22 protein-coding genes and 3 tRNA genes are annotated in these 23,386 nt (G+C 69.2%); 12 read left to right on the top strand and 13 right to left on the bottom strand.

Features of this window, described 5'->3' with window-relative positions; translation table 11 throughout:
* Positions 1-58: 58 nt before the first annotated feature.
* Positions 59-2,755, top strand: a complete 2,697-nt coding sequence (gene gyrA, locus F0P95_RS13350) for a DNA gyrase subunit A (RefSeq protein ID WP_182334635.1) — start codon at positions 59-61, stop codon at positions 2,753-2,755.
* A 242-nt stretch (positions 2,756-2,997) separates the two neighbouring features.
* On the opposite strand, the gene F0P95_RS13345 is transcribed toward gyrA, so the two are convergent.
* The 10 genes from F0P95_RS13345 to F0P95_RS13300 form a co-directional block, all read right to left on the bottom strand.
* Positions 2,998-3,074, bottom strand: a tRNA-Arg gene (locus tag F0P95_RS13345).
* 52 nt (positions 3,075-3,126) lie between these two features.
* A tRNA-Arg gene (locus F0P95_RS13340) sits at positions 3,127-3,203 on the bottom strand.
* A 62-nt stretch (positions 3,204-3,265) separates the two neighbouring features.
* Positions 3,266-4,108, bottom strand: coding sequence for an alpha/beta hydrolase family protein (locus F0P95_RS13335; protein ID WP_182334634.1), 843 nt, complete (start codon positions 4,106-4,108; stop codon positions 3,266-3,268).
* On the bottom strand, positions 4,105-4,914 hold the full coding sequence (gene thiD / locus F0P95_RS13330; RefSeq protein WP_182334633.1) for a bifunctional hydroxymethylpyrimidine kinase/phosphomethylpyrimidine kinase: 810 nt from the start codon (positions 4,912-4,914) through the stop codon (positions 4,105-4,107). The genes F0P95_RS13335 and thiD overlap by 4 nt, the downstream gene beginning before the upstream one ends.
* 35 nt (positions 4,915-4,949) lie before the next feature.
* Positions 4,950-5,624, bottom strand: coding sequence for a YoaK family protein (locus F0P95_RS13325; protein WP_054666444.1), 675 nt, complete (start codon positions 5,622-5,624; stop codon positions 4,950-4,952).
* Between the two features lie 25 nt (positions 5,625-5,649).
* Positions 5,650-6,144 (bottom strand): hypothetical protein, encoded by a 495-nt coding sequence (locus F0P95_RS13320; protein WP_054666441.1) that lies wholly within the window; start codon positions 6,142-6,144, stop codon positions 5,650-5,652.
* 28 nt (positions 6,145-6,172) lie between these two features.
* Positions 6,173-6,403 carry a hypothetical protein gene (locus F0P95_RS13315; RefSeq protein ID WP_182334632.1) on the bottom strand — a complete coding sequence of 77 codons (231 nt, stop codon included), beginning with the start codon at positions 6,401-6,403 and terminating at the stop codon, positions 6,173-6,175.
* Between the two features lie 42 nt (positions 6,404-6,445).
* A complete protein-coding gene (locus tag F0P95_RS13310) occupies positions 6,446-7,846 on the bottom strand; it encodes a PhoH family protein (RefSeq protein ID WP_182334631.1) in 1,401 nt (466 codons plus the stop codon).
* Between the two features lie 81 nt (positions 7,847-7,927).
* A complete protein-coding gene (locus F0P95_RS13305) occupies positions 7,928-8,407 on the bottom strand; it encodes a peroxiredoxin (RefSeq protein ID WP_182334630.1) in 480 nt (159 codons plus the stop codon).
* Between the two features lie 78 nt (positions 8,408-8,485).
* Positions 8,486-9,145 (bottom strand): glycine cleavage system transcriptional repressor, encoded by a 660-nt coding sequence (locus F0P95_RS13300; RefSeq protein ID WP_380610844.1) that lies wholly within the window; start codon positions 9,143-9,145, stop codon positions 8,486-8,488.
* Between the two features lie 63 nt (positions 9,146-9,208).
* Between F0P95_RS13300 and dapA the strand changes: the two genes are divergently transcribed.
* Complete coding sequence (dapA, locus tag F0P95_RS13295) at positions 9,209-10,102, top strand: 4-hydroxy-tetrahydrodipicolinate synthase (protein WP_182334629.1); 894 nt, start codon at positions 9,209-9,211, stop codon at positions 10,100-10,102.
* A 31-nt stretch (positions 10,103-10,133) separates the two neighbouring features.
* Complete coding sequence (locus F0P95_RS13290; protein WP_182334628.1) at positions 10,134-10,643, top strand: hypothetical protein; 510 nt, start codon at positions 10,134-10,136, stop codon at positions 10,641-10,643.
* A gap of 134 nt (positions 10,644-10,777) precedes the next feature.
* Here F0P95_RS13290 and fdxA read toward each other — a convergent pair whose 3' ends face one another.
* Together fdxA and F0P95_RS13280 are read right to left on the bottom strand one after the other, a co-directional pair.
* Positions 10,778-11,101, bottom strand: coding sequence for a ferredoxin FdxA (fdxA, locus tag F0P95_RS13285; protein WP_182334627.1), 324 nt, complete (start codon positions 11,099-11,101; stop codon positions 10,778-10,780).
* Between the two features lie 237 nt (positions 11,102-11,338).
* Positions 11,339-11,413, bottom strand: a tRNA-Glu gene (locus F0P95_RS13280).
* Between the two features lie 41 nt (positions 11,414-11,454).
* Between F0P95_RS13280 and pcnB the strand changes: the two genes are divergently transcribed.
* The 6 genes from pcnB (at position 11,455) to pgi (ending at position 17,081) form a co-directional block, all read left to right on the top strand.
* Entirely contained in the window at positions 11,455-12,828 is a 1,374-nt protein-coding gene (gene pcnB / locus F0P95_RS13275) for a polynucleotide adenylyltransferase PcnB (RefSeq protein WP_182334626.1), read from the top strand.
* Between the two features lie 5 nt (positions 12,829-12,833).
* Positions 12,834-13,322, top strand: coding sequence for a 2-amino-4-hydroxy-6-hydroxymethyldihydropteridine diphosphokinase (gene folK, locus F0P95_RS13270; protein WP_182334625.1), 489 nt, complete (start codon positions 12,834-12,836; stop codon positions 13,320-13,322).
* Positions 13,323-13,353: 31 nt separating this feature from the next.
* A complete protein-coding gene (gene panB / locus F0P95_RS13265) occupies positions 13,354-14,169 on the top strand; it encodes a 3-methyl-2-oxobutanoate hydroxymethyltransferase (protein WP_182334624.1) in 816 nt (271 codons plus the stop codon).
* On the top strand, positions 14,166-15,008 hold the full coding sequence (panC, locus tag F0P95_RS13260) for a pantoate--beta-alanine ligase (protein ID WP_182334623.1): 843 nt from the start codon (positions 14,166-14,168) through the stop codon (positions 15,006-15,008). Before panB ends, panC begins: the two co-directional genes overlap by 4 nt.
* A gap of 181 nt (positions 15,009-15,189) precedes the next feature.
* On the top strand, positions 15,190-15,570 hold the full coding sequence (gene panD / locus F0P95_RS13255; RefSeq protein WP_182334622.1) for an aspartate 1-decarboxylase: 381 nt from the start codon (positions 15,190-15,192) through the stop codon (positions 15,568-15,570).
* On the top strand, positions 15,567-17,081 hold the full coding sequence (gene pgi, locus F0P95_RS13250) for a glucose-6-phosphate isomerase (RefSeq protein WP_182334621.1): 1,515 nt from the start codon (positions 15,567-15,569) through the stop codon (positions 17,079-17,081). Before panD ends, pgi begins: the two co-directional genes overlap by 4 nt.
* A gap of 120 nt (positions 17,082-17,201) precedes the next feature.
* On the opposite strand, the gene F0P95_RS13245 is transcribed toward pgi, so the two are convergent.
* A complete protein-coding gene (locus tag F0P95_RS13245) occupies positions 17,202-18,239 on the bottom strand; it encodes an AraC family transcriptional regulator (RefSeq protein ID WP_182334620.1) in 1,038 nt (345 codons plus the stop codon).
* Positions 18,240-18,360: 121 nt separating this feature from the next.
* Between F0P95_RS13245 and F0P95_RS13240 the strand changes: the two genes are divergently transcribed.
* The 3 genes from F0P95_RS13240 to F0P95_RS13230 all read left to right on the top strand — a co-directional run bounded on the left by F0P95_RS13240 (position 18,361) and on the right by F0P95_RS13230 (position 23,279).
* On the top strand, positions 18,361-19,578 hold the full coding sequence (locus F0P95_RS13240; RefSeq protein WP_182334619.1) for a parallel beta-helix domain-containing protein: 1,218 nt from the start codon (positions 18,361-18,363) through the stop codon (positions 19,576-19,578).
* A 10-nt stretch (positions 19,579-19,588) separates the two neighbouring features.
* A complete protein-coding gene (locus tag F0P95_RS13235; RefSeq protein WP_182334618.1) occupies positions 19,589-20,713 on the top strand; it encodes an SO2930 family diheme c-type cytochrome in 1,125 nt (374 codons plus the stop codon).
* A gap of 76 nt (positions 20,714-20,789) precedes the next feature.
* Positions 20,790-23,279 carry a TonB-dependent receptor gene (locus tag F0P95_RS13230; protein ID WP_182334617.1) on the top strand — a complete coding sequence of 830 codons (2,490 nt, stop codon included), beginning with the start codon at positions 20,790-20,792 and terminating at the stop codon, positions 23,277-23,279.
* Positions 23,280-23,386 lie beyond the last annotated feature (107 nt).

The raw sequence follows: 23,386 nt of genomic DNA, 5'->3' as shown, positions 1-23,386 counted from the left end.
GACCGCCCACAAAGGCCGTCGGCGCTGCTCCGGACCGCTACCAGAATACGGAATCCGAATGGCAGAAACCGCCAAGGAAATCATCCAGGTCAACCTGGAAGACGAGATGCGCAAGAGCTACCTCGATTACGCCATGAGCGTGATCGTGGGGCGCGCGCTCCCCGACGCCCGCGACGGCCTCAAGCCGGTCCATCGCCGCGTCCTCTACGCGATGCAGGAGCTTGGCGCGCACGCCAACAAGCCGTATTACAAGTCGGCGCGTATCGTCGGTGACGTCATCGGCAAGTACCACCCGCACGGCGACAGCGCGGTCTACGACACGCTGGTGCGCATGGCGCAGCCGTTCTCGCTGCGCTACATGCAGATCGACGGCCAGGGCAACTTCGGTTCGGTCGATGGCGACAGCCCGGCGGCGATGCGTTACACCGAATCGCGCCTGTCGCGGATCAGCCACGAGATGCTGGCCGACATCGACAAGGAAACCGTCGATTTCCAGCCCAACTACGACGAGAAGGAGCTGGAGCCGACGGTCCTGCCGACGCGCTTCCCGAACCTGCTGGTCAACGGCTCGGCCGGCATCGCGGTGGGCATGGCCACCAACATCCCGCCGCACAACCTGACCGAGAGCATCAATGCCTGCATCGCGCTGATCGACAACCCGTCGATCGACGTGGACGGGTTGATGGAGTACATCCCCGGCCCTGACTTCCCGACCGCCGGCATCATCAACGGTACCGCCGGCATCATCGCCGGCTACCGCACCGGCCGTGGCCGCGTCCGCATCCGCGCCAAGGCCGATATCGAAGTGGCCGACAACGGCCGCGAGTCGATCATCGTCACCGAGATTCCCTACCAGGTGAACAAGGCGCGGCTGATCGAGAAGATCGCCGAGCTGGTGAAGGAAAAGAAGCTCGAGGGCATCAGCGAGCTGCGCGACGAGTCCGACAAGGACGGCATGCGCATCTACATCGAGGTCAAGCGCGGCGAATCGGCCGAGGTCGTGCTGAACAACCTGTACCAGCAGACCCAGATGGAGTCGGTGTTCGGCATCAACATGGTGGCGCTGGTCGACGGCCGCCCGAAGCTGCTGAACCTCAAGGAGATGCTGGAGGCGTTCGTCCGCCATCGTCGCGAGGTCGTCACCCGCCGCACCATCTTCGAGCTGCGCAAGGCGCGCGCCCGTGCGCACGTGCTGGAAGGCCTGACCGTCGCGCTGGCCAACATCGACGAGATGATCGAACTGATCAAGACCTCGTCCAACCCCGCCGAGGCCAAGGAGCGGATGCTCGCCAAGGTGTGGGAGCCGGGCCTGGTCGGCGCGCTGCTGGGCGCCGCCGGGGCCGAGGCCTCGCGTCCGGAGGACCTGCCCCGCGGCATCGGCCTGGTCGATGGCCGCTACCAGCTGTCCGACGTGCAGGCCACCCAGATCCTGGAAATGCGCCTGCATCGCCTCACCGGGCTGGAGCAGGACAAGCTCACCGAGGAATACAGGCAGCTGCTGGACGTGATCGCCGGGCTGATCCACATCCTGGAGAACCCCGACCGGCTGCTGCAGGTGATCCGCGAGGAGCTGGAGAGCGTGCGCGCCGAGTACGGCGACGAACGCCGTACCGAGATCCGCCACAGCGAGGAAGACCTGGACATTCTCGACCTGATCGCGCCGGAGGACGTGGTGGTGACGCTGTCGCGCGCCGGTTACGTCAAGCGCCAGCCGGTATCGGCGTACCGCGCGCAGAAGCGCGGCGGCCGCGGCCGCAGCGCGGCGGCGACCAAGGACGAGGATTCGATCGAGCAGCTGTGGCTGGTCAACACCCATGACACGCTGCTGACGTTCACCAGTTCCGGCAAGGTGTTCTGGCTGCCGGTGTACCAGTTGCCGGAGGCCGGCTCCAACGCGCGCGGCCGCCCGATCATCAACTGGATCGCGCTGGAGAACGGCGAGCGCGTGCAGGCGGTGCTGCCGGTGCGCGAGTACGACGACAACCACTTCGTGTTCTTCGCCACCCGCAACGGCACGGTGAAGAAGACCCCGCTGAGCGAATTCGCGTTCCGCCTGGCGCGCGGCAAGATCGCCATCAACCTCGACGAGGGCGATGCGCTGGTCGGCGTCGGCCTGACCGATGGCGAGCGCGACATCCTGCTGTTCGCCTCCAACGGCAAGACCGTGCGCTTCGGCGAGGACCGCGTGCGGTCGATGGGCCGGACCGCCACCGGCGTGCGCGGCATCAAGATGGCCAAGGGCGAGGAAGTGGTCAGCCTGATCGTGGCCGAAAGCGCCGGTGGCGCCGAGGACGAGAACGAGGACGACACCGGTGCCGAGGACATGCCGTTCGACACCGGCGAGATCATCGAGTCGGCCGACGATGCGGGCGTGCAGTACATCCTCACCGCCACCGAGAATGGCTACGGCAAGCGCACGCCGCTGGCCGACTACCCGCGCAAGGGCCGTGGCACGCAGGGCGTGATCGGCATCCAGACCAGCGAGCGCAACGGCAAGCTGGTCAGCGCGGTGCTGCTGGGCACGGGCGACGAGGTGCTGCTGATCTCCGATGGCGGCACCCTGGTGCGTACCCGCGGTTCGGAAATCTCGCGCGTGGGCCGCAACACCCAGGGCGTGACCCTGATCCGCCTGTCCAAGGGTGAGAAACTGCAGGCGGTCGAACGCCTGGATGCCTCGCTGCAGTCGGGCGACGATGCCGACGAGGATGTGGCGTCCGGGGACGCGGAGCCGGCCGTGGCGCCGCCGCAAAGCTGAAAGGCAGCGGTTCGCGTTGAATGAAAGCGCCGGCGCAAGCCGGCGTTTTTTTTGGGCGCTCGTCCATGCGCGGCGTCCTCGGGGAATCGCCAGGCAGGGTTGTGGGCGCGGCGCTTTCTGCCGGCGATGCGCGCGGTGGGGCGAGGGCGGGCGGCGGGCGCGGCGGCAGGTCCATGGTCGCGGTCGTGGCCGTCTGCAAGCGCAAAAAAAAAACAGCAGGCAAGGCCTGCTGTTCGGTGTAATGGCGCGCCCGGAGAGATTCGAACTCCCGACCGCCTGGTTCGTAGCCAGGTACTCTATCCAACTGAGCTACGGGCGCGTTTTACCTTTATTGTTCTGACGGGGAACGCTGCTGGTGCAGTGTTCCAAACTGGCGCGCCCGGAGAGATTCGAACTCCCGACCGCCTGGTTCGTAGCCAGGTACTCTATCCAACTGAGCTACGGGCGCGTCGTCAGGAGCGGAATTATGCGGATATGACGCGCATGCGTCAACGCTTTTGTGAAATTTTCCTATAACGATGCCGATGCCAGCGCATCGGCGACGATGGCGGGCGATTTCATCCAGCTGAAGTGGTCGGCACGCGCGCCCAGTTCGTCGCCGGACAGGATCCGCAGCGTCGCCGGCGCGGCCGGCATCTTGGACAACAGGTGGCGCATGGAGCCGGCCGGGGCGAGCCAGTCGGCGTCGAACAGCAGCGCCTGCACCGGCAGCGCGAGGGCATGCATCGCCGCATCCAGGTCGACCGCCAGCCCTGCCGCGGCGTAGTGCCCGCTGAGGCCGACCCGGGCCCAGTCGTGGATCAGGCTGCGTGCCTCGGTGCCGCCGAAGCCGAGCCGGCGTCCGGGCAGCGCCCCGCGCCGTTGCGCCAGCCAGGGCAGGAAGCGATAGGCCGGTGGCAACAGCCAGCGCCGCGGCGCCGGAAAGCCCTGCCACCACGGGGTGCCGCTGGCGACCAGCCAGAGCGCGGCGAAGGCGTCCGGATGCAGGCCGGCATGGCAGCACGCCAGTTGCCCGCCGAGGCTGTGCCCGCCCAGCCGCAGCGCGAGGCCGGGCAGCGCCGAGCGGACCGCTGCCTCGGCGGCAGGCAGGTCGTGCTGCAGCAGTTCGCGGTAACCCCAGTCGCCGTTCCTGCCGGCGCGCAGGCTGCTGCTGCCGTTGCCACGCCATTCATGCACGAACACGGCGGTGCCGCGCCCCGCCAGGGCGTCGGCCAGCGGCAGGTAGTGGCGGGCGGCCACACCCAGTGCGGGCAGCCACAGCACCGCCGCACGGGGCTGCGATGGCAGGTGGGCGAGCAGCTGGAAGCGGTGTCCGTCCGCCGCCGCGACGTCGAGGACGGAGTGCGCGCTCATGCCGGGCCGGCCGCGCCGAAGTGATCCAGCACCATGACCTCGCCGCGCCCCGGGTGGTAGCCGTTGCGCAGGCCGCGCGCCACGTAGTCGATGGCGGCGCCGCAGGCATTGGGCAGCGACAGCCCGCGGCACAGCTGCGCGGCGACGGCCGCGGCCAGGGTGCAGCCGGTGCCGTGCGCCTCCACCGGCAGCCGGGCGTGGCTGAATTCCTCGCCGGTGACGCCATCGAAGTAGCGGTCGATCACGCGCGGGCCTTCATCCAGGTGCCCGCCCTTGAGCAGGACCGCCCCGGCGCCGAGCCCGAGCAGCGCGGCGGCGGCGTCTTCGGCCTCGGCGGCATTGCCGATGCGGCGCCCGAGCAGCAGCTCGGCCTCGGGGGTATTCGGGGTGAGCAGCGTGGCCAGGGGCAGCAGGCGCTCGCGCAGCGCGCGCAGCGCGCTGGCTTCCAGCAGGCGGGCGCCGCTGGTGGCGACCATCACCGGGTCCAGCACCACCTGCGGCGGGCGGTGCGCCTCCAGCACGTCGGCGACCAGGTGGATGACGTCGGCGTTGGCGAGCATGCCGAGCTTGACCGCGTGGATGTCGAAATCATCGAAGCAGGCGTCGAGCTGGGCCTGCAGGAATTCCAGCGGCGGTACGTGCACGGCGGTGACGCCGCGGGTGTTCTGTGCGGTCAGCGCGGCGATCGCGGACAGGCCATGCACGCGATGCGCGGCGAAAGCCTTGAGGTCGGCCTGGATGCCGGCGCCGCCGCCCGAATCGGAGCCGGCGATGGTCAGGGCGGAAACGGGTGTGGACGGCGTCATTGCACGATTGTGCCGTGTTTGGCCTGCTGCTGCCGTCAGGGTGCGGTGTACAGGCGCTGGGACAGCCGGTAGATGATGTAGGTGGCACCGGTGCAGCCGGTCAGCAGCGCCGGTGCGAGCAGGGCGTCGTAGCCGTAGCGCTGGAACAGCCAGGCGCCGATGACGCCGCCGGCCAGGAAGCCGCTGATGATCAGGCCGCTGAGCGTCAATCGCCGCATCTGCAGCGGCAGCCCGCGCAGCAGGTGGCCCAGGCCGATGCCCAGGTCGGTGAACATGCCGCTGAGATGGGTGGTGCGCACCACCGCGCCGCTGAAGGTGGTGACCATGGCGTTCTGCAGGCCGCAGGCCATGGCCGCGGCCAGCGCGCCCCAGATCTGCTGCTGCTTGAACAGCGGGATCGCCACCAGCAGCAACAGCGATTCGATGGTCAGCACCACGCCGTAGCGACGGCCCAGCCGCAACGTGCCGTCCTGCACGATGAGCCCGCTCAGCATCGCTCCCAGCGAGAACGCGATCAGCATGCCCCACAGGTGCGCGACGCTGCGCCAGTCGTGCTGCACCAGCGCCATGCCGAGCTGGCTGGTGGTGCCGGTGAGGTGGCTGACCGCCTGGTGCTCGAAGCCGAGGAAGCCGACCACGTTGACCATGCCGGCCACGCAGGACAGCGCGATCGCGCCGATCCATACCCAACGGGGGAGCTGTATGCCCATGGCGCTGACGGTACGGCCGGCCCGCTCAGAAACCGCCGTTGGTGGCGATCCCGGAGAAGCTGCCGGTCTGCGGGTCGTACACCGCGCCCCAGAAGGCGGCGCCGCCATCGCAGACGCGCACCGCTTCGCGCGCCGGGTTGGTCTTGTCGTGGTCGGGCAGGGTGAAGGCGTTGATGTAGATCAGCTGCCGGCCGCCGGCGATGAAGCCCACGTACTGGCGGCCCGAGCGGGTGGGCTCGGCGATGGTGGGCTGCAGTTGCTGCAGGCGGCTTTCCAGCGCGTCGATCTGCGCACGGCTGGGCGCCCAGTAGCCGCTGATGCCGTCGGGTTGCCTGGCCGGGCTGTCGCGCGAGCAGGTGTCGAGCACCTGCGCGGCGATGATCGGGCGCGTGACCACCCACGATTGCCCGGCCTTGATCGCCGTTGGTACGGACGCGCCGGGCTTCACGTTGGCCGGCGTGCAGGCGGCCAGCGCGAGCAGGCAGGTGGCGAGCAGGGGCAGGGAATGGGCGGCTTTCACGGCGACTCCGGGCGGTGCATGGCGGGCTTCAGGCGGCGGGGGTGGGGGCGTAGCTCTCAAGGTAACCACAGCCCGTGCAGCGGTAGGTGCGCGTGGCCAGTTTCTCACGCGGCGTCTTCAGGCCCATCCAGAACGATTTCTGCGGCTGGCCTTCGACCCAGGCCGTGATCGAGCGTTCGTTGGCATGGCCTTCCTCCAGCAGGTAGCCGGGGTGCATCGGGGCGTGGCATTTGCAGCATTCCAGTTCGGGAGCGGTCATGGGCATGGGCGGTCGGGAGGGATGGGCATCGCGTCGGCGAGGTCACAGTACTTCGGATGCGTAGTCGGCCAGCCGCGAGCGTTCGCCCCGGCGCAGGGTGATGTGCGCGCTGTGCGGCCAGTTCTTGAAGCGGTCCACGGCGTAGGTCAGGCCCGAGGTGGTCTCGGTCAGGTAGGGCGTATCGATCTGCTCGACGTTGCCAAGGCAGACGATCTTGGTGCCCGGGCCGGCGCGGGTGATCAGCGTCTTCATCTGCTTCGGGGTGAGGTTCTGCGCCTCGTCCAGGATCAGGTAGCGCGACAGGAAGGTGCGCCCGCGCATGAAGTTCAGCGAGCGGATCTTGATGCGCGAGGCGAGCAGGTCGTTGGTGGCCGCACGGCCCCAGGCGCCGCCTTCCTGGTTGTGGGTGAGCACTTCCAGGTTGTCGGTGAGCGCGCCCATCCACGGCGTCATCTTCTCTTCCTCGGTGCCGGGCAGGAAGCCGATGTCCTCGCCGACGCTGACCGTGGCGCGGGTCATGATGATTTCCCGGTAGCGCTGGGTATCCATGGTCTGCGCCAGGCCGGCGGCCAGCGCCAGCAGGGTCTTGCCGGTGCCGGCGGTGCCGAGCAGGGTGACGAAGTCGATCTCCGGGTCCATCAGCGCGTTGAGCGCGAAATTCTGCTCGCGGTTGCGTGCGGTGATGCCCCATACCGAATGCGCGCCGTGGCGGAAGTCATCCACCAGGGTCAGGGTGATGCGGCCGTCGGCCTCGACCCTGGCGACCTTGAGTTCGACCTCGTCATCGCCCGGCAGGTAGACGTATTGGTTGGGGAACCACTGTTCGTCGTCGGTGGCGCGGATCTCGTAGCTGGTGCGGCCCTTGTCGCTCCAGCTGCGCAGGTCGCCCGCATGCTTCTTCCAGAAATCCTCCGGCAGGGCCGAGGCGCCGGTGTACAGCAGGCTGAAGTCGTCCAGCGCGCGGTCGTTCTCGTAGTCCTCCGAGTCGATGCCGGCGATGGCCGCCTTGATCCGCAGGTTGATGTCCTTGGAGACGAACACCACCGGCACGTCCGGGGTCTGTTCCTTCAGCGCGAGGATCGCGCCGAGGATCGCGTTGTCCGGGATCACCGCGCCGAAACTCTTGCCGGCCTCGAAATGGCTGGTCTGGAAGTACAGGTGGCCGGCGCTGCGCGCGCCGCGCAGCTGCAGTCCCTGCGGCAGCACCAGCGGGACGCCCTTGGCGATGCCGCCGATGCCGGAAGCCTCGATCAGCTCGTTGAGGAAGCGGCTGACCTGGCGCGCGTTGCGGCTGGCCTCGGAGGTGCCCTTCTTGCCGTTGTCCAGTTCCTCGATCACCTGCATCGGCAGGTAGACGTCGTGCTCCTCGAATTTGAACAGCGCGGTCGGATCGTGCATCAGCACGTTGGTATCCAGCACGTAGATGCGCTTGCCTCGGGTCATCGTCGATTCCTGGTTACGGGCAGGGAAAAACCGCCACGACCTGCGGGGCAGGGGCGCGGCGGACGAGGTGGGCGATGGGACTCACTTGGACCGGGCGGCCTTCAGGGCGTCGAGCACGGCCTGGGCATGGCCGGCGACCTTGACCTTGCGCCAGGCCTGCACCAGGGTGCCGTCGGGCGAGACCAGGAAGGTGCTGCGTTCGATGCCGCGCACCTGCTTGCCGTACATGTTCTTCATGCGGATCACGTCGAAGGCCGTGCACAACGCCTCGTCGGCATCGCTGACCAGCGGGAACCCGAAGCCCTGCTTCGCGCAGAAGTTGTCGTGCGACCTGACCGAGTCGCGCGAGACCCCGAACACCACGGCGCCGGCCCGCTTGAGCTGCGGCAGCAGGGCGTTGAAGTCGATGCCCTCGGTGGTGCAGCCGGGGGTGCTGTCCTTCGGGTAGAAGTAGAGCACCAGCCAGTGGCCGGCCTGCGCGGCGAGGGTGGTGGTGGCGCCGCCGGACAAGGCCAGCGGCAGCTCGAGGGTGGTGCGGTCCAGGGTATCGCCGATGTTCATCAGATCCTTTCCGGAGCCTGGGGTACTTCCATTGCAGCTACATGAAACGCCGCCCGCGCGTGACGGACGCGCGAATGTTCAGAACTTCATCGGGTCCATGATGGCGTCCAGGTTGAGGTGGTCGCAGAACTCGAGGAAATCGTCGCGCAGGGCGGCGATGTGCATGTTGGCCGGCACGCCGATGGTGATCTGCGCGGAGAACATCTCCGCGCCGGTCTGCATGGCCTGGTAACGGGTGCTCTGCAGGTTTTCGATGGTGATGCCCTGGCGGTCGAAGAAGTCGGCCAGCTGGAACAGGATGCCGGGCTTGTCCGCGGCGATCACTTCCACGATGTAGGGCAGCAGGTTGGACTGGGCCTGCTTGGCGGCGGTGCGGTACCACACCAGCTTCAGGCCTTCCTCGCGCTCCAGCCGGGTCAGCATCGCCTCGAGCTTGGCCACCGCGTCCCACGAACCGGTGGCCAGCGTGGTGACCGAGACATCGCGCCCCACCGTGGACAGCCGTGCATCGACCAGGTTGCAGCCGCTGTCGGCGATGCGGCGGGTGACGGACAGCAGGGGAGACTCCGGATGCGTCGTATAGGCGTTGATCAGGAGGTGGTTTTCGGTCGGCTGCGGCCGCGGGGTGCTGTTGGTCAAGGTGGTTCCGGGATGCTCTGTGAGTCTGAACGGCGCCGGCGCGGGCACGTTCGCTGGCACCCAGCATACTTGCCCGTGCTTTCGACCGGCAAGTAACATGCCCCCGGTCACGAACCCGCCGCCAGGCGGGATTCCCAGCCCCCTCGAAGAACGGCGTTTCCCTTGTCCATTTCCGGCCTCATCACCGCCCTGGCGACGCCATTCCTTGCCGACGGCGCGCTCGATGGCGAGGGTTGGCGGCGCCTGCTGGCGCGGCAGGTGGCCGGCGGTGCGCAGGGCGTCGTGGTGGCCGGGTCCACCGGCGAGGCGGCGACTCTGTCCGATGCCGAATACGACACCCTGCTGCGCACCGCCGTGGAGGCCCTCGGCGGCCGCATGCCGGTGCTGGCCGGGACCGGCCATTCCGGTACCGCCCGGACCATCGAGGCGACCCGCCGCGCCGCGCGCAACGGCGCCACCCATGCGCTGGTGGTGACTCCGCCCTATGTGCGCCCGACCCAGGAAGGCCTGCGCCAGCATTACCTGGCCGTGGCCGAACAGGGCGGGCTGCCGGTGGTGCTGTACAACGTGCCCGGCCGCACCGGCTGCGACCTGTTGCCCGACACCGTGGCGCAGCTGGCGGCGCATCCGCGGATCGTCGGCATCAAGGAGGCGGTCAGCGACATGACCCGCATGAAGGCGCTGCTGGCGCTGCGCGGCGATGGCTTTGCCATCCTCGGTGGCGACGACGCCAGCGCCGCGCGCGCGCTCCTGGCCGGTGCCGACGGCCTGGTGTCGGTCGGTTCCAATGTCCTGCCGGGCGCTTTCCGTACCCTGTGCGACCTGGCGCGCGCCGGCAACCATGCCGCCGCCGAAGCCTGGGATGCGCGCTTGCAGCCCTACCACGATTTCTTCACCCTCGAGTCCAACCCGGTCCCGGTCAAGGCATTGCTGCAGCGCCTGGGCATCGGTCATGGACTGCGCCTGCCGCTGTTGCCCCTTTCCGCTCCGCACCACGCCGCCGCCGACCACCTGGCGGCCGACGTGGGCGCGCTGGAAGAACTATCCAGCCACTGAACCTGCAGTGGCCAGAACCTGGAGATCCACCATGCGTCATTCCCGTTCCGCTGTCCGCGCACTTTCGCTGGCCCTGCTGGCCATCGCCACCACCGTCACCGCGACCGGCTGCTTCAAGCGTGGCGCGCGCGGCGACTATGCGCTGGCGCCGGAAATGCGTCCGCTCGAAGTGCCGCCGGACCTGACCCTGCCCAACACCGCCGGTGCATCGCAGGTGCCGGCGCTGGCATCCGCCGCGCGTCCGGCCCAGCCCGCCGCGGCCCAGCCGGCGCAGGGCGGTTTCACCGTCAGCGGCAGCCGCGACGAGGTGTTCGGCAAGGTCGGCGACGCGCTGGCCACGGTCGACGGGGTCACCATCGCCAGCCGTGCGCAGCTGCTGGGCTCGTACGACGTGGCCTATGAGGGCAGCAACTTCCTGGTGCGCGTGGTCGGCGTCGATGCCGGTGCCTACGTGTCGGCGGTCGATCCGCGTGGCCTGCCGGCCACCGACCCGGCGGCGGTCAAGCTGCTCGGCGCGCTGAAGGCCAAGCTGGCGCCGTAAGCGCCGCCGCCGCGACCCATGGCGGCGTGCCGCCATGGGCAGTGCCGCTTCCCGGGCCGGGCATCACCGGCGACCGGGCGCGGGAAACGAAAAGGGCGCCTATGGCGCCCTTTTTCGCGTGGCCTGTTGCCGGGTCAGCGTTCCAGCAGCTTGAGCTTGTCCGGCTTGCCATCCCATTCGGCGGCATCGGCCGGCGGGTCCTTGCGCACCGTCAACACCGGCCAGACCTTGGCCAGTTCGGCATTCAGCGCGACAAAGCCCTCCTGGCCGCCGGGCACGTCGTCTTCCGGATAGATGGCGTTGACCGGGCATTCCGGCTCGCACAGGGTGCAGTCGATGCACTCGTCCGGGTCGATCACCAGGAAGTTGGGGCCTTCATGGAAGCAGTCCACGGGGCAGACTTCGACGCAATCGGTGTGTTTGCACTTGATGCAGTTTTCGGTGACGACAAAGGGCATGACGGGGTCCGGCGTTGAACCCGGTAATTCTAGAGCAGGATGCGGGTGCCGGGCGGGACCATTTTCATTCGCGATGCCTGCCGGCGCGCATGCAGGCAGGCCGCGGTGGCGGAGTCACTGCATGGCGCTGGCGCGGCGTCGCGGCCGAAGCCGGTGGCGGCCGTCCTTGCGGCCGGCCGTGGCGCGGGCAACAAAAAACCCCGCACAGGCGGGGCTTTTTGATTTCGCGGACGGAGTTGGCGCTCCCTAGGGGACTCGAACCCCTGTTTTAGCCTTGAGAGGGCCACGTCCTAACCACTAGACGAAGGGAGCGTTTGGTCGCGTCCGGCGAGCGCGCTAGTATATGCACCTGTTTGCCGTCAGGCAACCCTGCAACCCCAACCGGAATCGCCAACATCAATTCCACAGTTACAACGCCGTTCACCCTGCGCGTCATCCCGCGCGACCAGCACACCATTTCGCGCAAGGACGTCAGTCCCAACGCGCTGCGTGTGCTCTACCGCCTGCGCGAGGCCGGGTTCGGCGCCTACCTGGTCGGCGGCGCCGTCCGCGACCTGCTGGTGGGGGGGCGGCCCAAGGATTTCGACGTGGCCACCGACGCCACGCCGGAGCAGATCAAGCAGCTGTTCCGCAACTGCCGCCTGATCGGCCGCCGCTTCCGCCTGGCGCACGTGGTGTTCGGCCGCGAGATCATCGAGGTCGCCACCTTCCGCGCCAACAGCGACGACGGCAGCGGCGACCGCGAGGTCGAGAACGGCATGCTGGTGCGCGACAACGTCTATGGCAGCATCGAGGACGATGCGCTGCGCCGCGACTTCAGCTGCAACGCCCTGTATTACGCCATCGAGGATTTCTCGGTGCGCGACTACGTCGGCGGGTTCGAGGACGTGCTGGCGCGGCGCATGAAGCTGATCGGCGACCCCGAGCAGCGCTACCGCGAGGACCCGGTGCGCATGCTGCGCGCGGTACGCCTGGCGGCCAAGCTCGATTTCGGGATCGAGCCGGCCACCGCCGCGCCGATCCCGCGCCTGGCCGGGCTGCTGGAAGAGGCCGCCCCGGCACGCCTGTTCGAGGAGGTGCTCAAGCTGTTCCTGTCCGGGCATGGCGTGGCCAGCTTCGAGGGGCTGGAGCGCCATGGCCTGCTGCCGGCCCTGTTCCCGGAAAGCGCGGCCGCGCTGAAGAGCAACCGCAGTGGCGCATTGCGCCGCTTCGTGGTCGAGGGGCTGCGCAGCACCGACGAGCGGGTGGCCAACGACGAGCCGGTGTCGCCGGCTTTCCTGTTCGCGCTGCTGCTGTGGCCGGCGTTCTGCCGCACCCTGATCGCGCTGCAGCGGCAGGGTCTGGCACCGGAAGAGGCACAGCGTCGCGCCGCCGACCGGGTCACCCTGCACCAGCTGAACACCATCGCGCTGCCGCGCCGGTTCTCGCTGCCGATGCAGGAGATCTGGCTGCTGCAGTCGCGCTTCGCCACGCGCCAGCGCAAGCGCGTGTTCCGCACCCTGACCCATCCGCGCTTCCGCGCGGCGTTCGATTTCCTGGTGCTGCGCCAGGCCGCCTCCAGCGAACATGCCGCCGACATCGCCTTCTGGCGCGAGGCGCAGCAGCAGTCCGGGCGCGAACTGGAGTCGGCGCTGGACTCGCTGCATGCCGAGGGCGTTGCCGAAGAGGGCGCGGCGCCGCGCCGTCGCCGCCGTCGCCGCCGCAGCAGCGCCGCCGCGGGCGAGTAAGCCACATGGTCATGGCGTGCGTCGGGCTGGGCGCCAACCTCGGCGACGCGCCGGCGACGGTGCGTGCGGCGGTGCAGGCGCTGGCGGCGCTGCCGCAGTGCCGGCTGCTCGCTGCCTCGCGGCTGTACCGCACCCCGGCCTGGGGCAACCCGGACCAGCCGGACTTCATCAATGCCGCGGTGGCGCTGGAGACCACGCTGCCGGCGCCGGTCCTGCTGGAGCGCCTGCTGGCCACCGAGCAGGCGTTCGGCCGCGTGCGCATGGCCGGCGAGCGCTGGGGGCCGCGCACGCTCGACCTGGACCTGCTGCTGTACGGGGAGCAGGTGATCGACCTGCCACAGCTCAAGGTGCCGCACCCCCACCTGCACGTGCGCGCATTCGCCCTGCTGCCGCTGGCCGAGGTGGCGCCGGAGGCGGTGATTCCCGGCCATGGAACGGTGCGTGGCGCGCTGGCCGCCACCGAAACCTGCGGTATCGCGCCGATAGGGGGATAATGCGCGGCTCATCACCGATCGTTATCCCCACATGAGCACCCACGCAGACAGCAAGCCCTGGACCGTCCCGGCGCTGGCCGAGGCCAAGCGCAACGGCCAGAAGCTGGTGATGTTGACCGCCTACGACGCCGGTTTCGCCCGCGCCTTCGACGCCAACGGGGTCGACCTGATCCTGATCGGCGATTCGCTGGGCATGGTGGTGCAGGGGCACGACTCGACCCTGCCGGTCACCGTCGCCGACATCGCCTACCACACCACCGCGGTCGCGCGCGTGCTGCAGCGCGCGCTGCTGGTGGCCGACCTGCCGTTCGGCGCCGACGCCACCCCCGAGCGCGCGTTCGAGGCCTCGCTGCAGCTGCTGCGCGCTGGCGCGGAGATGGTCAAGATCGAGGGCGCCGGCTTCAAGCTGGACGTGATCCGTTACCTGGTCGAGCGCGAGATCCCGGTGTGTTCGCACCTGGGCCTGACCCCGCAGTCGGTGCTGACCCTGGGCGGCTTCAAGGTGCAGGGCCGCGGTGAAGCCGCCGAGCGGCTGCGTGCCGACGCCCGCGCCGTGGCTGCCGCAGGCGCCGCGCTGCTGGTGCTCGAATGCGTGCCGTCGCCGCTGGCCGCGCAGGTCACCGCCGACGTGGCGATCCCCACCATCGGCATCGGTGCCGGCCCCGGCTGCGACGGCCAGGTGCTGGTGATGCACGATTTCCTCGGCCTGGACAGCGGCCACCGCCGGCCCAAGTTCGTCAAGGATTTCCTTGCCGAAGGCGGTTCGGTGGCCGGTGCGGTCCGCGCCTACGCCGACGCGGTCCGCGCCGGTACCTTCCCCGACGCGGAGCATGCGTACGCATCATGATCGAAACCGTCACCGAACTTTCCCGGCTGCGCGCCATCGTTGGCGGCTGGAAGCGCGAAGGGCTGCGGGTGGGCTTCGTGCCGACCATGGGCAACCTGCACGCCGGCCACTATTCGCTGGTCACGCTGGCGCGCCGGCATGCCGACCGCGTGGTGTCCAGCGTGTTCGTCAACCCGACCCAGTTCGGCCCGAACGAGGATTTCACCCGTTACCCGCGCACTCCCGAGGCGGACACCAGCGGGCTTGAGCAGGCCGGCTGCGACGTGCTGTGGCTGCCCACGGTCGAGTCGATGTATCCATTTGGCGTGGAACTGGCGGTCAAGGTGCACGTGCCGGGGGTCAGTGCGCTGCTCGAGGGCGCCCACCGCCCGGGCCATTTCGACGGCGTATGCACCGTTGTCTCGCGCCTGTTCAACCAGGTGCAGCCGGACATGGCCGCATTCGGCCGCAAGGACTACCAGCAGCTGGCGGTGATCCGGCAGATGGTGGCCGACCTGGCGTTCCCGATCGAGATCGTCGGTGGCGACATCGTGCGCGAGGACGATGGCCTGGCGATGAGCTCGCGCAACCAGTACCTCACCGCCGACACCCGCCCGCAGGCCGCGTTGATCCGGCGCGTGCTGCTGGGCATGCGCGACGCCAGCCTGGCCGGCACCCCGCGGGCGCAGGTCGAGGCCGAGGGCGCGGCGCGGCTGCAGGCGGCCGGCTTCCAGGTCGACTACGCGGTGGTGCGCCAGCCGGACCTGGGCGAGCCGGGCGAGGGCGCCAGCGGCGCGCGCGTGGCGCTGGTCGCCGCCCGGCTGGGTAACACCCGCCTGATCGACAACATCGAGTTCTGACCCGGCCCCGGCCGGGACTCCCATTGTCCTGGCCGAGGCGGCCCGATGTCCTGCAATGGCGCCCTCGTGGCGCCATTTTCATGCCCGTGCGGCCGGGCGCGGCCGCTCATGTTGCAGTGCGGGCGCGGGCCCCCGCCGGTGCTAGACTGCGTGCTTTCTTTCGCAGTTTTCCGGCATCGCCATGCAACTTTCCCTGCTCAAGACCAAGATCCACCGCGCCACCGTCACCCATTCGGAGCTGAACTACGAAGGCTCCATCGCGATCGACGGCGACCTGCTGGAAGCCACCGGCATCCGCGAGTTCGAACAGGTGCACATCTGGGACGTGACCAACGGCGCGCGTTTCTCCACCTATGCCATCCGCGCCGAAGCCGGCAGCGGGGTGATCTCGCTCAACGGCGGCGCCGCGCGCCACGTGCAGGTGGGTGACGTCATCATCATCGCCGCCTTCGCCAGCATGAGCGAGGCCGAGGCCGACAGCTTCCAGCCCAAGCTGGTCTACGTCGACGGCAACAACCGCATCACCCACACCAACCACTCCATCCCCACACAGGCCGCATGACCACGCACAACGGATTGACCGCATTGCACGCCCACGCCCAGCGTCTGCAGGGCACGGGTATTCCTTCGCTGTTGGCTGCCGAGCCGGACCGGGTGAAAGCCCTGGCGCTCAAGGTCGGTCCGTTGTACGTGAACTTCGCGCGGCAGAAATACGACCGCGCCGCCCTGCAGGCGCTGCTGCAGCTGGCCGCCGAGCGCGATGTCGCCGGCGGCTTCGCGCGCCTGTTCGGCGGCGAGCGGATCAACCTCACCGAGGACCGCGCGGTATTGCACAGCGCGTTGCGCGGTACGGCCAGCGAAGCCCCGGCAGCGGTCGCCGCGCATGCCGAAGCCACTGCCGTGCAGGCGCGCATGGGTGCCCTGGTGCAGGCGCTGGAGGCCAGCAATGTCACCGATATCGTCAGCGTCGGCATCGGCGGTTCCGACCTGGGCCCGCGGCTGGTGGCCGATGCGCTGCGCCCGGCCAGCGGCGCGCGCTTCCGCGTGCATTTCGTCTCCAACGTGGACGGCGCGGCGATGCAGCGCACGCTGGCCGCGCTGGACCCGGCGACCACCGCCGGCATCCTGATCTCCAAGACCTTCGGCACCCAGGAAACCCTGCTCAACGGCGCGATCCTGCGCGATTGGCTGGGCGGCAGCGAGCGCCTGTACGCGGTCAGCGCCAATCCAGAGCGCGCCGCCCGTGCCTTCGACATCGATGCCGCGCGGGTGCTGCCGATGTGGGACTGGGTCGGCGGCCGCTATTCGCTGTGGTCGGCGGTGGGTTTCCCGATCGCGCTGGCGATCGGCTTCGAGCGCTTCGGCCAGTTGCTGGCCGGTGCGGCGGCAATGGACGCGCATGCGGCCAGCGCGCCGCTGGAGCGCAACCTGCCGGTGCTGCATGCGCTGACCGACATCTGGAACCGCAACGTGCTTGGCTGCGCGACCCACGCGGTGATGACCTACGACCAGCGCCTGGCGCTGCTGCCGGCCTACCTGCAGCAGTTGGTGATGGAAAGCCTGGGCAAGCGGGTCAGGCTCGACGGCAGCCCGGTCGAGACCGACACCGTGCCGGTGTGGTGGGGCGGGGCGGGTACCGACGTGCAGCACAGCTTCTTCCAGGCGCTGCACCAGGGCACCAGCATCGTGCCGGCCGATTTCATCGGCTGCGTGCGCGGCGACGACCCGTACACCGTCAACCACCAGGCGCTGCTGGCCAACCTGCTGGCGCAGACCGAGGCCCTGGCCAACGGCCAGGACAGCGACGATCCGCACCGCCAGTACCCGGGGGGACGCCCGAGCACGCTGATCCTGCTCGATGCGCTCACCCCGCATGCGCTGGGCGCGCTGGTCGCCATGTACGAGCACGCGGTCTACGTGCAGTCGCTGATGTGGGGCATCAACGCCTTCGACCAGTTCGGCGTCGAACTGGGCAAGCAGCTGGCCAACCAGCTGTTGCCGGCGCTGCAGGGCGAGGCGGTGGAGATCGCCGACCCGATGACGCGCGAGGCGCTGGCCCAGCTGCGCGGCTGAGCGGTCGCGCCCGGTGCCGGGCCATGGGGGCAGGACCGACGCCGCGCAGTGATGCGCGGCGTTGTCCGTCCTGCCGCCGGCATCCGTCACGGTGCGCCGCACCCGCGGCCCTGCGTGCCTTCAATCGCCGGAGCGTCGTGCCTGGCTCGGCGCGCGTCCGGTCCAGCGCTTGAACGCGCGGCGGAACTCGCGGGCGTCGTTGAAGCCGAGCCGGCCGCCGATGGCGACGATGGACAGGCTCGGGTCGCGCAGCAGTTCCATCGCCCGCTTGGTGCGCACGCGGTCGTGGATCGCGCTGAACGAGGTGCCTTCCTCGGCCAGCTGCCGGCGCAGGGTGCGTTCGCTCAGGTGCAGCGCCGCGGCCATCTCGGCCATCTGCGGGTTCTCGCGCAGGCGGGTGCGCAGGTGGCTCTCCAGCGCGGCGGTGGTCTCGCCGCATGCCGGGCGGGCGTCCATCTGCATGCGGCACAGGGTCATCACCTGGTTCGACGTCACCGGGTTGTAGCTGGTGAATGGCAGTTCCAGCCAGCGCCGGTCGATCACCAGCGCGTGCCGCGGCTGGTCGAAGCGCACCTCGCAGCCGAACACGTCGCGGTAGCGCTGCGCATGGTGCGGCGCCGCGTATCCAAGCTCCAGGCGCTGCGGGCAGAACCCGGGGCCGACCAGTTCGCGCACCAGCTGCAGCACGCTGGAAAACAGTTCCTCGCACAGGAATGGCTGCAGGTCGCGGGCCTCCTCCGGCGCGCTGGCGACCGCCGCCACGCAGCCGTCGCCCTGTTCGGCCAGGGTGATGTCCATCAGCGCGCCGCTGTTGCGCTGGTAGGCCAGGCCGACGCGTACCGCCTCGCCGAAATCGGGCGCGGTCTTCATCGCCAGCCCGAGCAGGCCGAAGTTGCCCAGGTTCTGGCGGCCACCCAGCACCAGGCCCAGGCCCTCGACCGCCAGCGCGGCCAGCGCACGCCGGATCACCGTGCTCGCCTGCCGGTAGGAGATGCGGGTGTCGGGGTTGCTGATTTCCTCGGGCTGCAGGCGGGTTCCGGCGAACCAGGCGTTGCAGTCGGTTCCCCTCTCGGCGGCGAACTGCATCAGCCCGCAGAGGATGTTGGTCGGCCGGTCGGCGGAGGACAGGTCGTCGCCGATTGCGGTGTTCAAACGCATCCGAAGTCCTTCCGATTGTCCGTTTTGCCCCCCTTTGTATGCCGCTTATGCCCTTCGCGCAATGTGCCCCGGCGCACCAGACTGCGGCGCAGACTTGGCGAGCACGTACGGGAGAGAATTCATGCAATGCAGCATTCTTGTCGGCACGATCGGCGCTGTTGCGCTCGTCCTCTCCGGGTGCCGGAAGGCGCCCGAGGCACCGGTTCCGGCGCCCGCTGACGCCGGCTTCGCCAGGGTGCTGCAGGAGAAGCTGCTCGACGCCAGGCCCGGCGACGTGATCGAGGTGCCGGAGGGTACCTTCCAGTTCGACCGCAGCCTCAGCCTGCGCGTGGACAACGTCACCCTGCGCGGCAAGGGCATGGACAAGTCGATCCTCAGCTTCAAGGGCCAGAAGGCCGGCGCCGAGGGCCTGCTGGTGAACGCCAACGGTTTCACCCTGGAGAACCTGGCGATCGAGGACAGCAAGGGCGACGGCTTCAAGATCAGCCAGTGCGAGAACGTCACCGTCCGCGGCGTGCGCGTGGAGTGGACCGGCGGGCCGAAGACCAGCAACGGCGGCTATGGCCTGTACCCGGTGCTGTGCAGGAACGTGCTGATCGAGGACTCGGTGGCCATCGGCGCCTCGGATTCGGGCATCTACGTGGGCCAGTCGCGCGATGTCATCGTCCGCAACAACCGTGCCGAGCGCAACGTGGCCGGCATCGAGATCGAGAACACCATCAACGCCGACGTCCACGACAACCTGGCCACCGGCAACACCGGCGGCATCCTGGTGTTCAACATGCCGGCGCTGACCCAGCAGGGCGATGCGATCCGGGTGTTCCGGAACAAGGTGGTGGAGAACAACCACGACAATTTCGGCGCCAAGGGCACCCCGGTGGCCAGCGTGCCGGCCGGCAGTGGCGTGGTGATCAACTCCAACGACAACATCGAGATCTTCGACAACGACATCGGCGGCAACCGCACCGCCAACATCATCGTTTCCAGCGTGTACTCCACCGGCTACAAGGACGACAAGGCCTCCGACGGGTTCGATCCGTACCCGGAACGCATCCACGTGCATGGCAACCGCCTGTCCGGCGGCGGCGATTCGCCCGACCGCATGGACTTCAAGGCCCTGAAGGTGGCGATGTACGGCTTGACCGGGCATTTTCCGGACGTTCTGTTCGACGGCTACGTCAATCCGCGGCGTGCCGAAGGCCCGCAGATCTGCCTGCGCGGCGTCTCCGGCGTGCTCAATGCCGACGGTCCCGGCGGCTACAAGAACCCGAGCAAGGACGCCTCGCGCTACGACTGCACATTGCCGTCGCTGCCGGCGGTCGACCTGAAGCGCGGTTGAGGTGGGGCGCATGTCGCTGCATCGGATCCTGCTGGGACTGGCCGGACTGCTCGCCCTGGGCGCCTGCGCGCGTGCCCCGGCGCCCGTGCATTTCTTTGCCGAGGGCCAGCCCGAACACCTGTCCGACTGGAACGTGGTGTACGTGGCCGACGGCCGCCTGCGGCTCAATGCGCAGGTGCTGCCGTACGACCTGGACAGTGCGCTGTTCACCGACTACGCGCACAAGCTGCGCACGGTGTGGATGCCGGCCGGAACGCCCGCGCGCTACCGGCAGGACGGGGCGATCGATTTCCCGGTCGGCACCATCATCAGCAAGACCTTCTATTACCCGCGTGGCGAAGGCGACACGGTGCTGCGCAGCGACGACACCGGCGCGGACGCGGACGGCGGGCTGACGCTGGGCAAGGTGCGGCTGGTGGAGACGCGGCTGCTGGTGCGTCGTGCCTCGGGCTGGATCGCGCTGCCCTATGTGTGGAATGCCGGGCAGACCGAGGCACGGCTGATGCGCACCGGCGAACTGGTGCCGCTGACCCTGGCCGGCGCGGACGGCAGGCGCCAGCCGCTGGAGTACATGGTGCCCGACGAGAACCAGTGCGCCGGCTGCCACGGCACCGACCTCACCTCCCGGCAGATCTTCCCGATCGGCCCCAGGGCACGGCATCTCAACCATGACTTCGCCTATGCCGGCGGCAAGGCCAACCAACTGCGGCACTGGCAGGACGTGGGCTACCTGGGCGACCTGCCTGCCGGCGAACTGCCGCGGAACGTAGCCTGGAACGACCGCGCCGCGCCGCTGGAGGCGCGCGCGCGTTCGTACCTGGACATCAACTGCGGGCATTGCCACAGCCCGCGCGGCGCGGCACGCACCTCCGGCATGTGGCTGGACGCCGACACCCGCGATCCGCTGCGGCTGGGCCGCTGCAAGCTGCCGATCGCCGCGGGGCAGGGAACCGGCAACCGCGCCTGGGACATCGTGCCCGGCGCGCCGGACGATTCGATCCTGACCTACCGCATGCAGAGCGTGGACCCGGGCGTGATGATGCCGGAGCTGGGGCGCGGCCTGGTCCACGAAGAGGGCGTGGAGCTGATACGGCAGTGGATCGCGGCGATGTCCGCGCAGGACTGCGGCGCCTAGCGCCGGAACCGCACGTACGACGGGAAGGGCGCGGCCCGGGTATCGCCGCGCGCCAACGGTGGCAAGGGGGACTCACATGGGAAAGGGGAACGCGAAGACATACAACCGATTGTCGCGCGGCGTCCGCAGGGCGCTGCTGGGCTCGCTGCTGGCCACGCCGGCACTGGCCGTGCAGGCGCAGGTGCAGCATCCGCCGCCAGCGCCACCGGAGGCGATCGAGCTGGACCGGATCGTGGTGACCGCGCAGAGCCGCGAGCAGGAACTCAAGGATGTCCCCATCGCCCTGCAGGTGGTCGGCCAGAGCGTCATCGAACAGACCATGGCCGAGAATCTGGGCGACCTGGACAGTTTCGTCCCGGGCCTGTCGATCAGCGACGACCAGCCCACCCAGGCCAGCTTCAAGCTGCGCGGCCTGAGTACCGGTGACTTCGGCATCGGTACCGACCCGACCGTCGGCGTCTATGTCGATGGCGTCTACGCCGGCCGCGGCGGCGGCACCGTGCTGCCGTTCCTGGACGTCGAGCGCATCGAAGTGCTGAAGGGCCCGCAGGGCACCCTGTTCGGGCGCAACACCGCCGCCGGTGCGGTGTCCATCGTGACCCGGCGGCCCGACGACCAGTTCGGCGGCCGCGCGCGGGTGCGCGTGGGCAACCATGGCAAGCAGTACTTCGATGGCATGCTCAACCTGCCGGCCGGCGAGACCGCGGCCTTCCGCTTCAATGCGATGAACAGCCAGACCGACGGCTGGGTCAGGGACGCGGCCACCGGCAGGCCGCTCGACGACGGCCGCAACTGGGCCACGCGCGCGGCGTTGCGCTGGGACATCGACGACAACACGCAGATGCTGCTGAGCTGGGACCACGAGGACCTGGACCAGCGTTCACGCCCGGCCATCGGCATCGTCGCGCTGCCGCCGGCGCCGGGGCTGCCGCCGGTGCCCGCCGATCCGGCGCACTACCAGGACCCGATCGGCCACGCCGCCTATACCGACGTGGTGGACAACAACGAGACGCGCACGTTCGATGGCGCGACCCTGATCCTCGACCACGCGTTCGAATGGGGCCACCTGGTGTCGACCAGCGCCTGGCGCAGCTTCGATACCTACAACCGCGCCGAGGAAGACGGCACCCCGCGCCGCGAGCTGTACCTGGACACCATCAACATCGAGGACAACACCACCTGGTACCAGGAGTTCAAGTTCAGCGGCAACACCGGGCGGCTGGACTGGGTGGCCGGTGCCAGCTGGTTCCAGGAAAAGGCGCGCCAATCCAGCGTGGTCGACCTGACCAGCGACAGCATCAATACCGCGGCGGCCGGCCTGTACGGGATGCCGCTGTTCGGCATGCTGCAGGATGCGGCCGACTTCTACGGCCTCCCGGTGCAGCTGTTCGGCCACCCGTGGCGCGAAGCCTATGACAACACCGTCGATTCCACCGCCTACGCGCTGTTCGGCGACGTGATCTGGCACGCCACCGACACGCTCAACCTGACCTTCGGCCTGCGCTATACGCGCGACCGCAAGGCGTTCACCTGGTTCAACGACCACCACCGCGCCGATGCCCTCAACCAGGCGCTGCAGGCGCTGGAGCAGTACGGCGTGCTGCCGCAGCCGGTGCCGTGCCAGGCGCTGGGCCTGTGCGCCATGGACACCGATGGCGACGGCCTGATTCCGATCGATGCCGCGTTCCTGGCCGGTTTCGACCTGGCCTTCAGCGACCCGGTCTCGATGGCCAACAAGGGCGTGACCAACCGCGCCAGCCACGCGTGGAGCGACTGGAGCCCGCGCCTGGTCATCGACTACCACCCGTCCGCCGACACCATGCTGTTCGCCTCGGTGGCCAAGGGCTACAAGGCCGGCGGCTACAACGCGTTCTCGCCGGGCGCCAGCTTCGCCAACGAAAGCGTCTGGAACTTCGAGGCCGGCATCAAGCGCGACCTGCGCGACCTGCGCATCCAGTACGAGGCGTCGGTGTTCCACTACGTCTACGACAACCGCCAGGCGATCCGGCTGGACACGACGTCCGACATCCCGCGCTATGTGGTCAGCACCAGCGACCTGGCCGCGCGCGGTGTCGATTTCAGCGCGCGCTGGCAGGCCAGCGAGCATCTGAGCATGGATGTCGCCGTCGAATGGATCGACTCCACCTACAAGAACTACGTCACCCCGGAAGGGGTCGACCTGGGGGGGCAGCCGACTGGCGAGCCGAGCCTGTCCTTCGCCGCCGGGGCCGCCTACACCGTGCCGCTGGGCGCACATGGCGAGCTGATGTTCTCGGCACGCCATTCCTATGGCGGCAGCGCGCGCTGCAACGCCGGTTCCCTGAGCCAGGGCAACTGCGGGCGCTATCCCGCGTTCACCATCGGCGAGGAACGCAACCGCACCGACCTGTACCTGCGCTGGCGCTCGCCGTCCACGCACTGGAGCGTGGCTGCCTACGCCAACAATGTCTTCGACAACCGCTACGTGAACGGGCTGTACACCTATGGCACCACGGTGGTCGGCACCACCGCTGCCGGCGTCAGCGAGCCGCGGTTCTACGGCATGGAACTGATGTACCGGTTCTGACCGCCCGGCCAGCGGGGCGCCGGTGCGCTGCCGGTACCCCGCTGGCCCGGGCAGCCCCTGCTTCTGGCCCGCCACCGGCGCCGCGTCGCGCGCATCGCGGTGCAGCC

It is taken from the genome of Stenotrophomonas acidaminiphila (assembly GCF_014109845.1).
In the GTDB taxonomy this organism is placed as follows: Bacteria; Pseudomonadota; Gammaproteobacteria; order Xanthomonadales; family Xanthomonadaceae; genus Stenotrophomonas; species Stenotrophomonas acidaminiphila.
This window is presented reverse-complemented; position numbering and strand designations above follow the sequence as displayed.

Coding starts and splice junctions, on each gene's coding strand:
- gyrA (WP_182334635.1), top strand. CDS start 59: ATGGCAGAAACCGCCAAGGAAATCATCCAGGTCAACCTGGAAGACGAG.
- F0P95_RS13335 (WP_182334634.1), bottom strand. CDS start 4,108: ATGAGCGCGCACTCCGTCCTCGACGTCGCGGCGGCGGACGGACACCGC.
- thiD (WP_182334633.1), bottom strand. CDS start 4,914: ATGACGCCGTCCACACCCGTTTCCGCCCTGACCATCGCCGGCTCCGAT.
- F0P95_RS13325 (WP_054666444.1), bottom strand. CDS start 5,624: ATGGGCATACAGCTCCCCCGTTGGGTATGGATCGGCGCGATCGCGCTG.
- F0P95_RS13315 (WP_182334632.1), bottom strand. CDS start 6,403: ATGACCGCTCCCGAACTGGAATGCTGCAAATGCCACGCCCCGATGCAC.
- F0P95_RS13310 (WP_182334631.1), bottom strand. CDS start 7,846: ATGACCCGAGGCAAGCGCATCTACGTGCTGGATACCAACGTGCTGATG.
- F0P95_RS13305 (WP_182334630.1), bottom strand. CDS start 8,407: ATGAACATCGGCGATACCCTGGACCGCACCACCCTCGAGCTGCCGCTG.
- F0P95_RS13300 (WP_380610844.1), bottom strand. CDS start 9,145: ATGTTACTTGCCGGTCGAAAGCACGGGCAAGTATGCTGGGTGCCAGCG.
- F0P95_RS13290 (WP_182334628.1), top strand. CDS start 10,134: ATGCGTCATTCCCGTTCCGCTGTCCGCGCACTTTCGCTGGCCCTGCTG.
- fdxA (WP_182334627.1), bottom strand. CDS start 11,101: ATGCCCTTTGTCGTCACCGAAAACTGCATCAAGTGCAAACACACCGAT.
- folK (WP_182334625.1), top strand. CDS start 12,834: ATGGTCATGGCGTGCGTCGGGCTGGGCGCCAACCTCGGCGACGCGCCG.
- panB (WP_182334624.1), top strand. CDS start 13,354: ATGAGCACCCACGCAGACAGCAAGCCCTGGACCGTCCCGGCGCTGGCC.
- panC (WP_182334623.1), top strand. CDS start 14,166: ATGATCGAAACCGTCACCGAACTTTCCCGGCTGCGCGCCATCGTTGGC.
- panD (WP_182334622.1), top strand. CDS start 15,190: ATGCAACTTTCCCTGCTCAAGACCAAGATCCACCGCGCCACCGTCACC.
- pgi (WP_182334621.1), top strand. CDS start 15,567: ATGACCACGCACAACGGATTGACCGCATTGCACGCCCACGCCCAGCGT.
- F0P95_RS13245 (WP_182334620.1), bottom strand. CDS start 18,239: ATGCGTTTGAACACCGCAATCGGCGACGACCTGTCCTCCGCCGACCGG.
- F0P95_RS13240 (WP_182334619.1), top strand. CDS start 18,361: ATGCAATGCAGCATTCTTGTCGGCACGATCGGCGCTGTTGCGCTCGTC.
- F0P95_RS13235 (WP_182334618.1), top strand. CDS start 19,589: ATGTCGCTGCATCGGATCCTGCTGGGACTGGCCGGACTGCTCGCCCTG.
- F0P95_RS13230 (WP_182334617.1), top strand. CDS start 20,790: ATGGGAAAGGGGAACGCGAAGACATACAACCGATTGTCGCGCGGCGTC.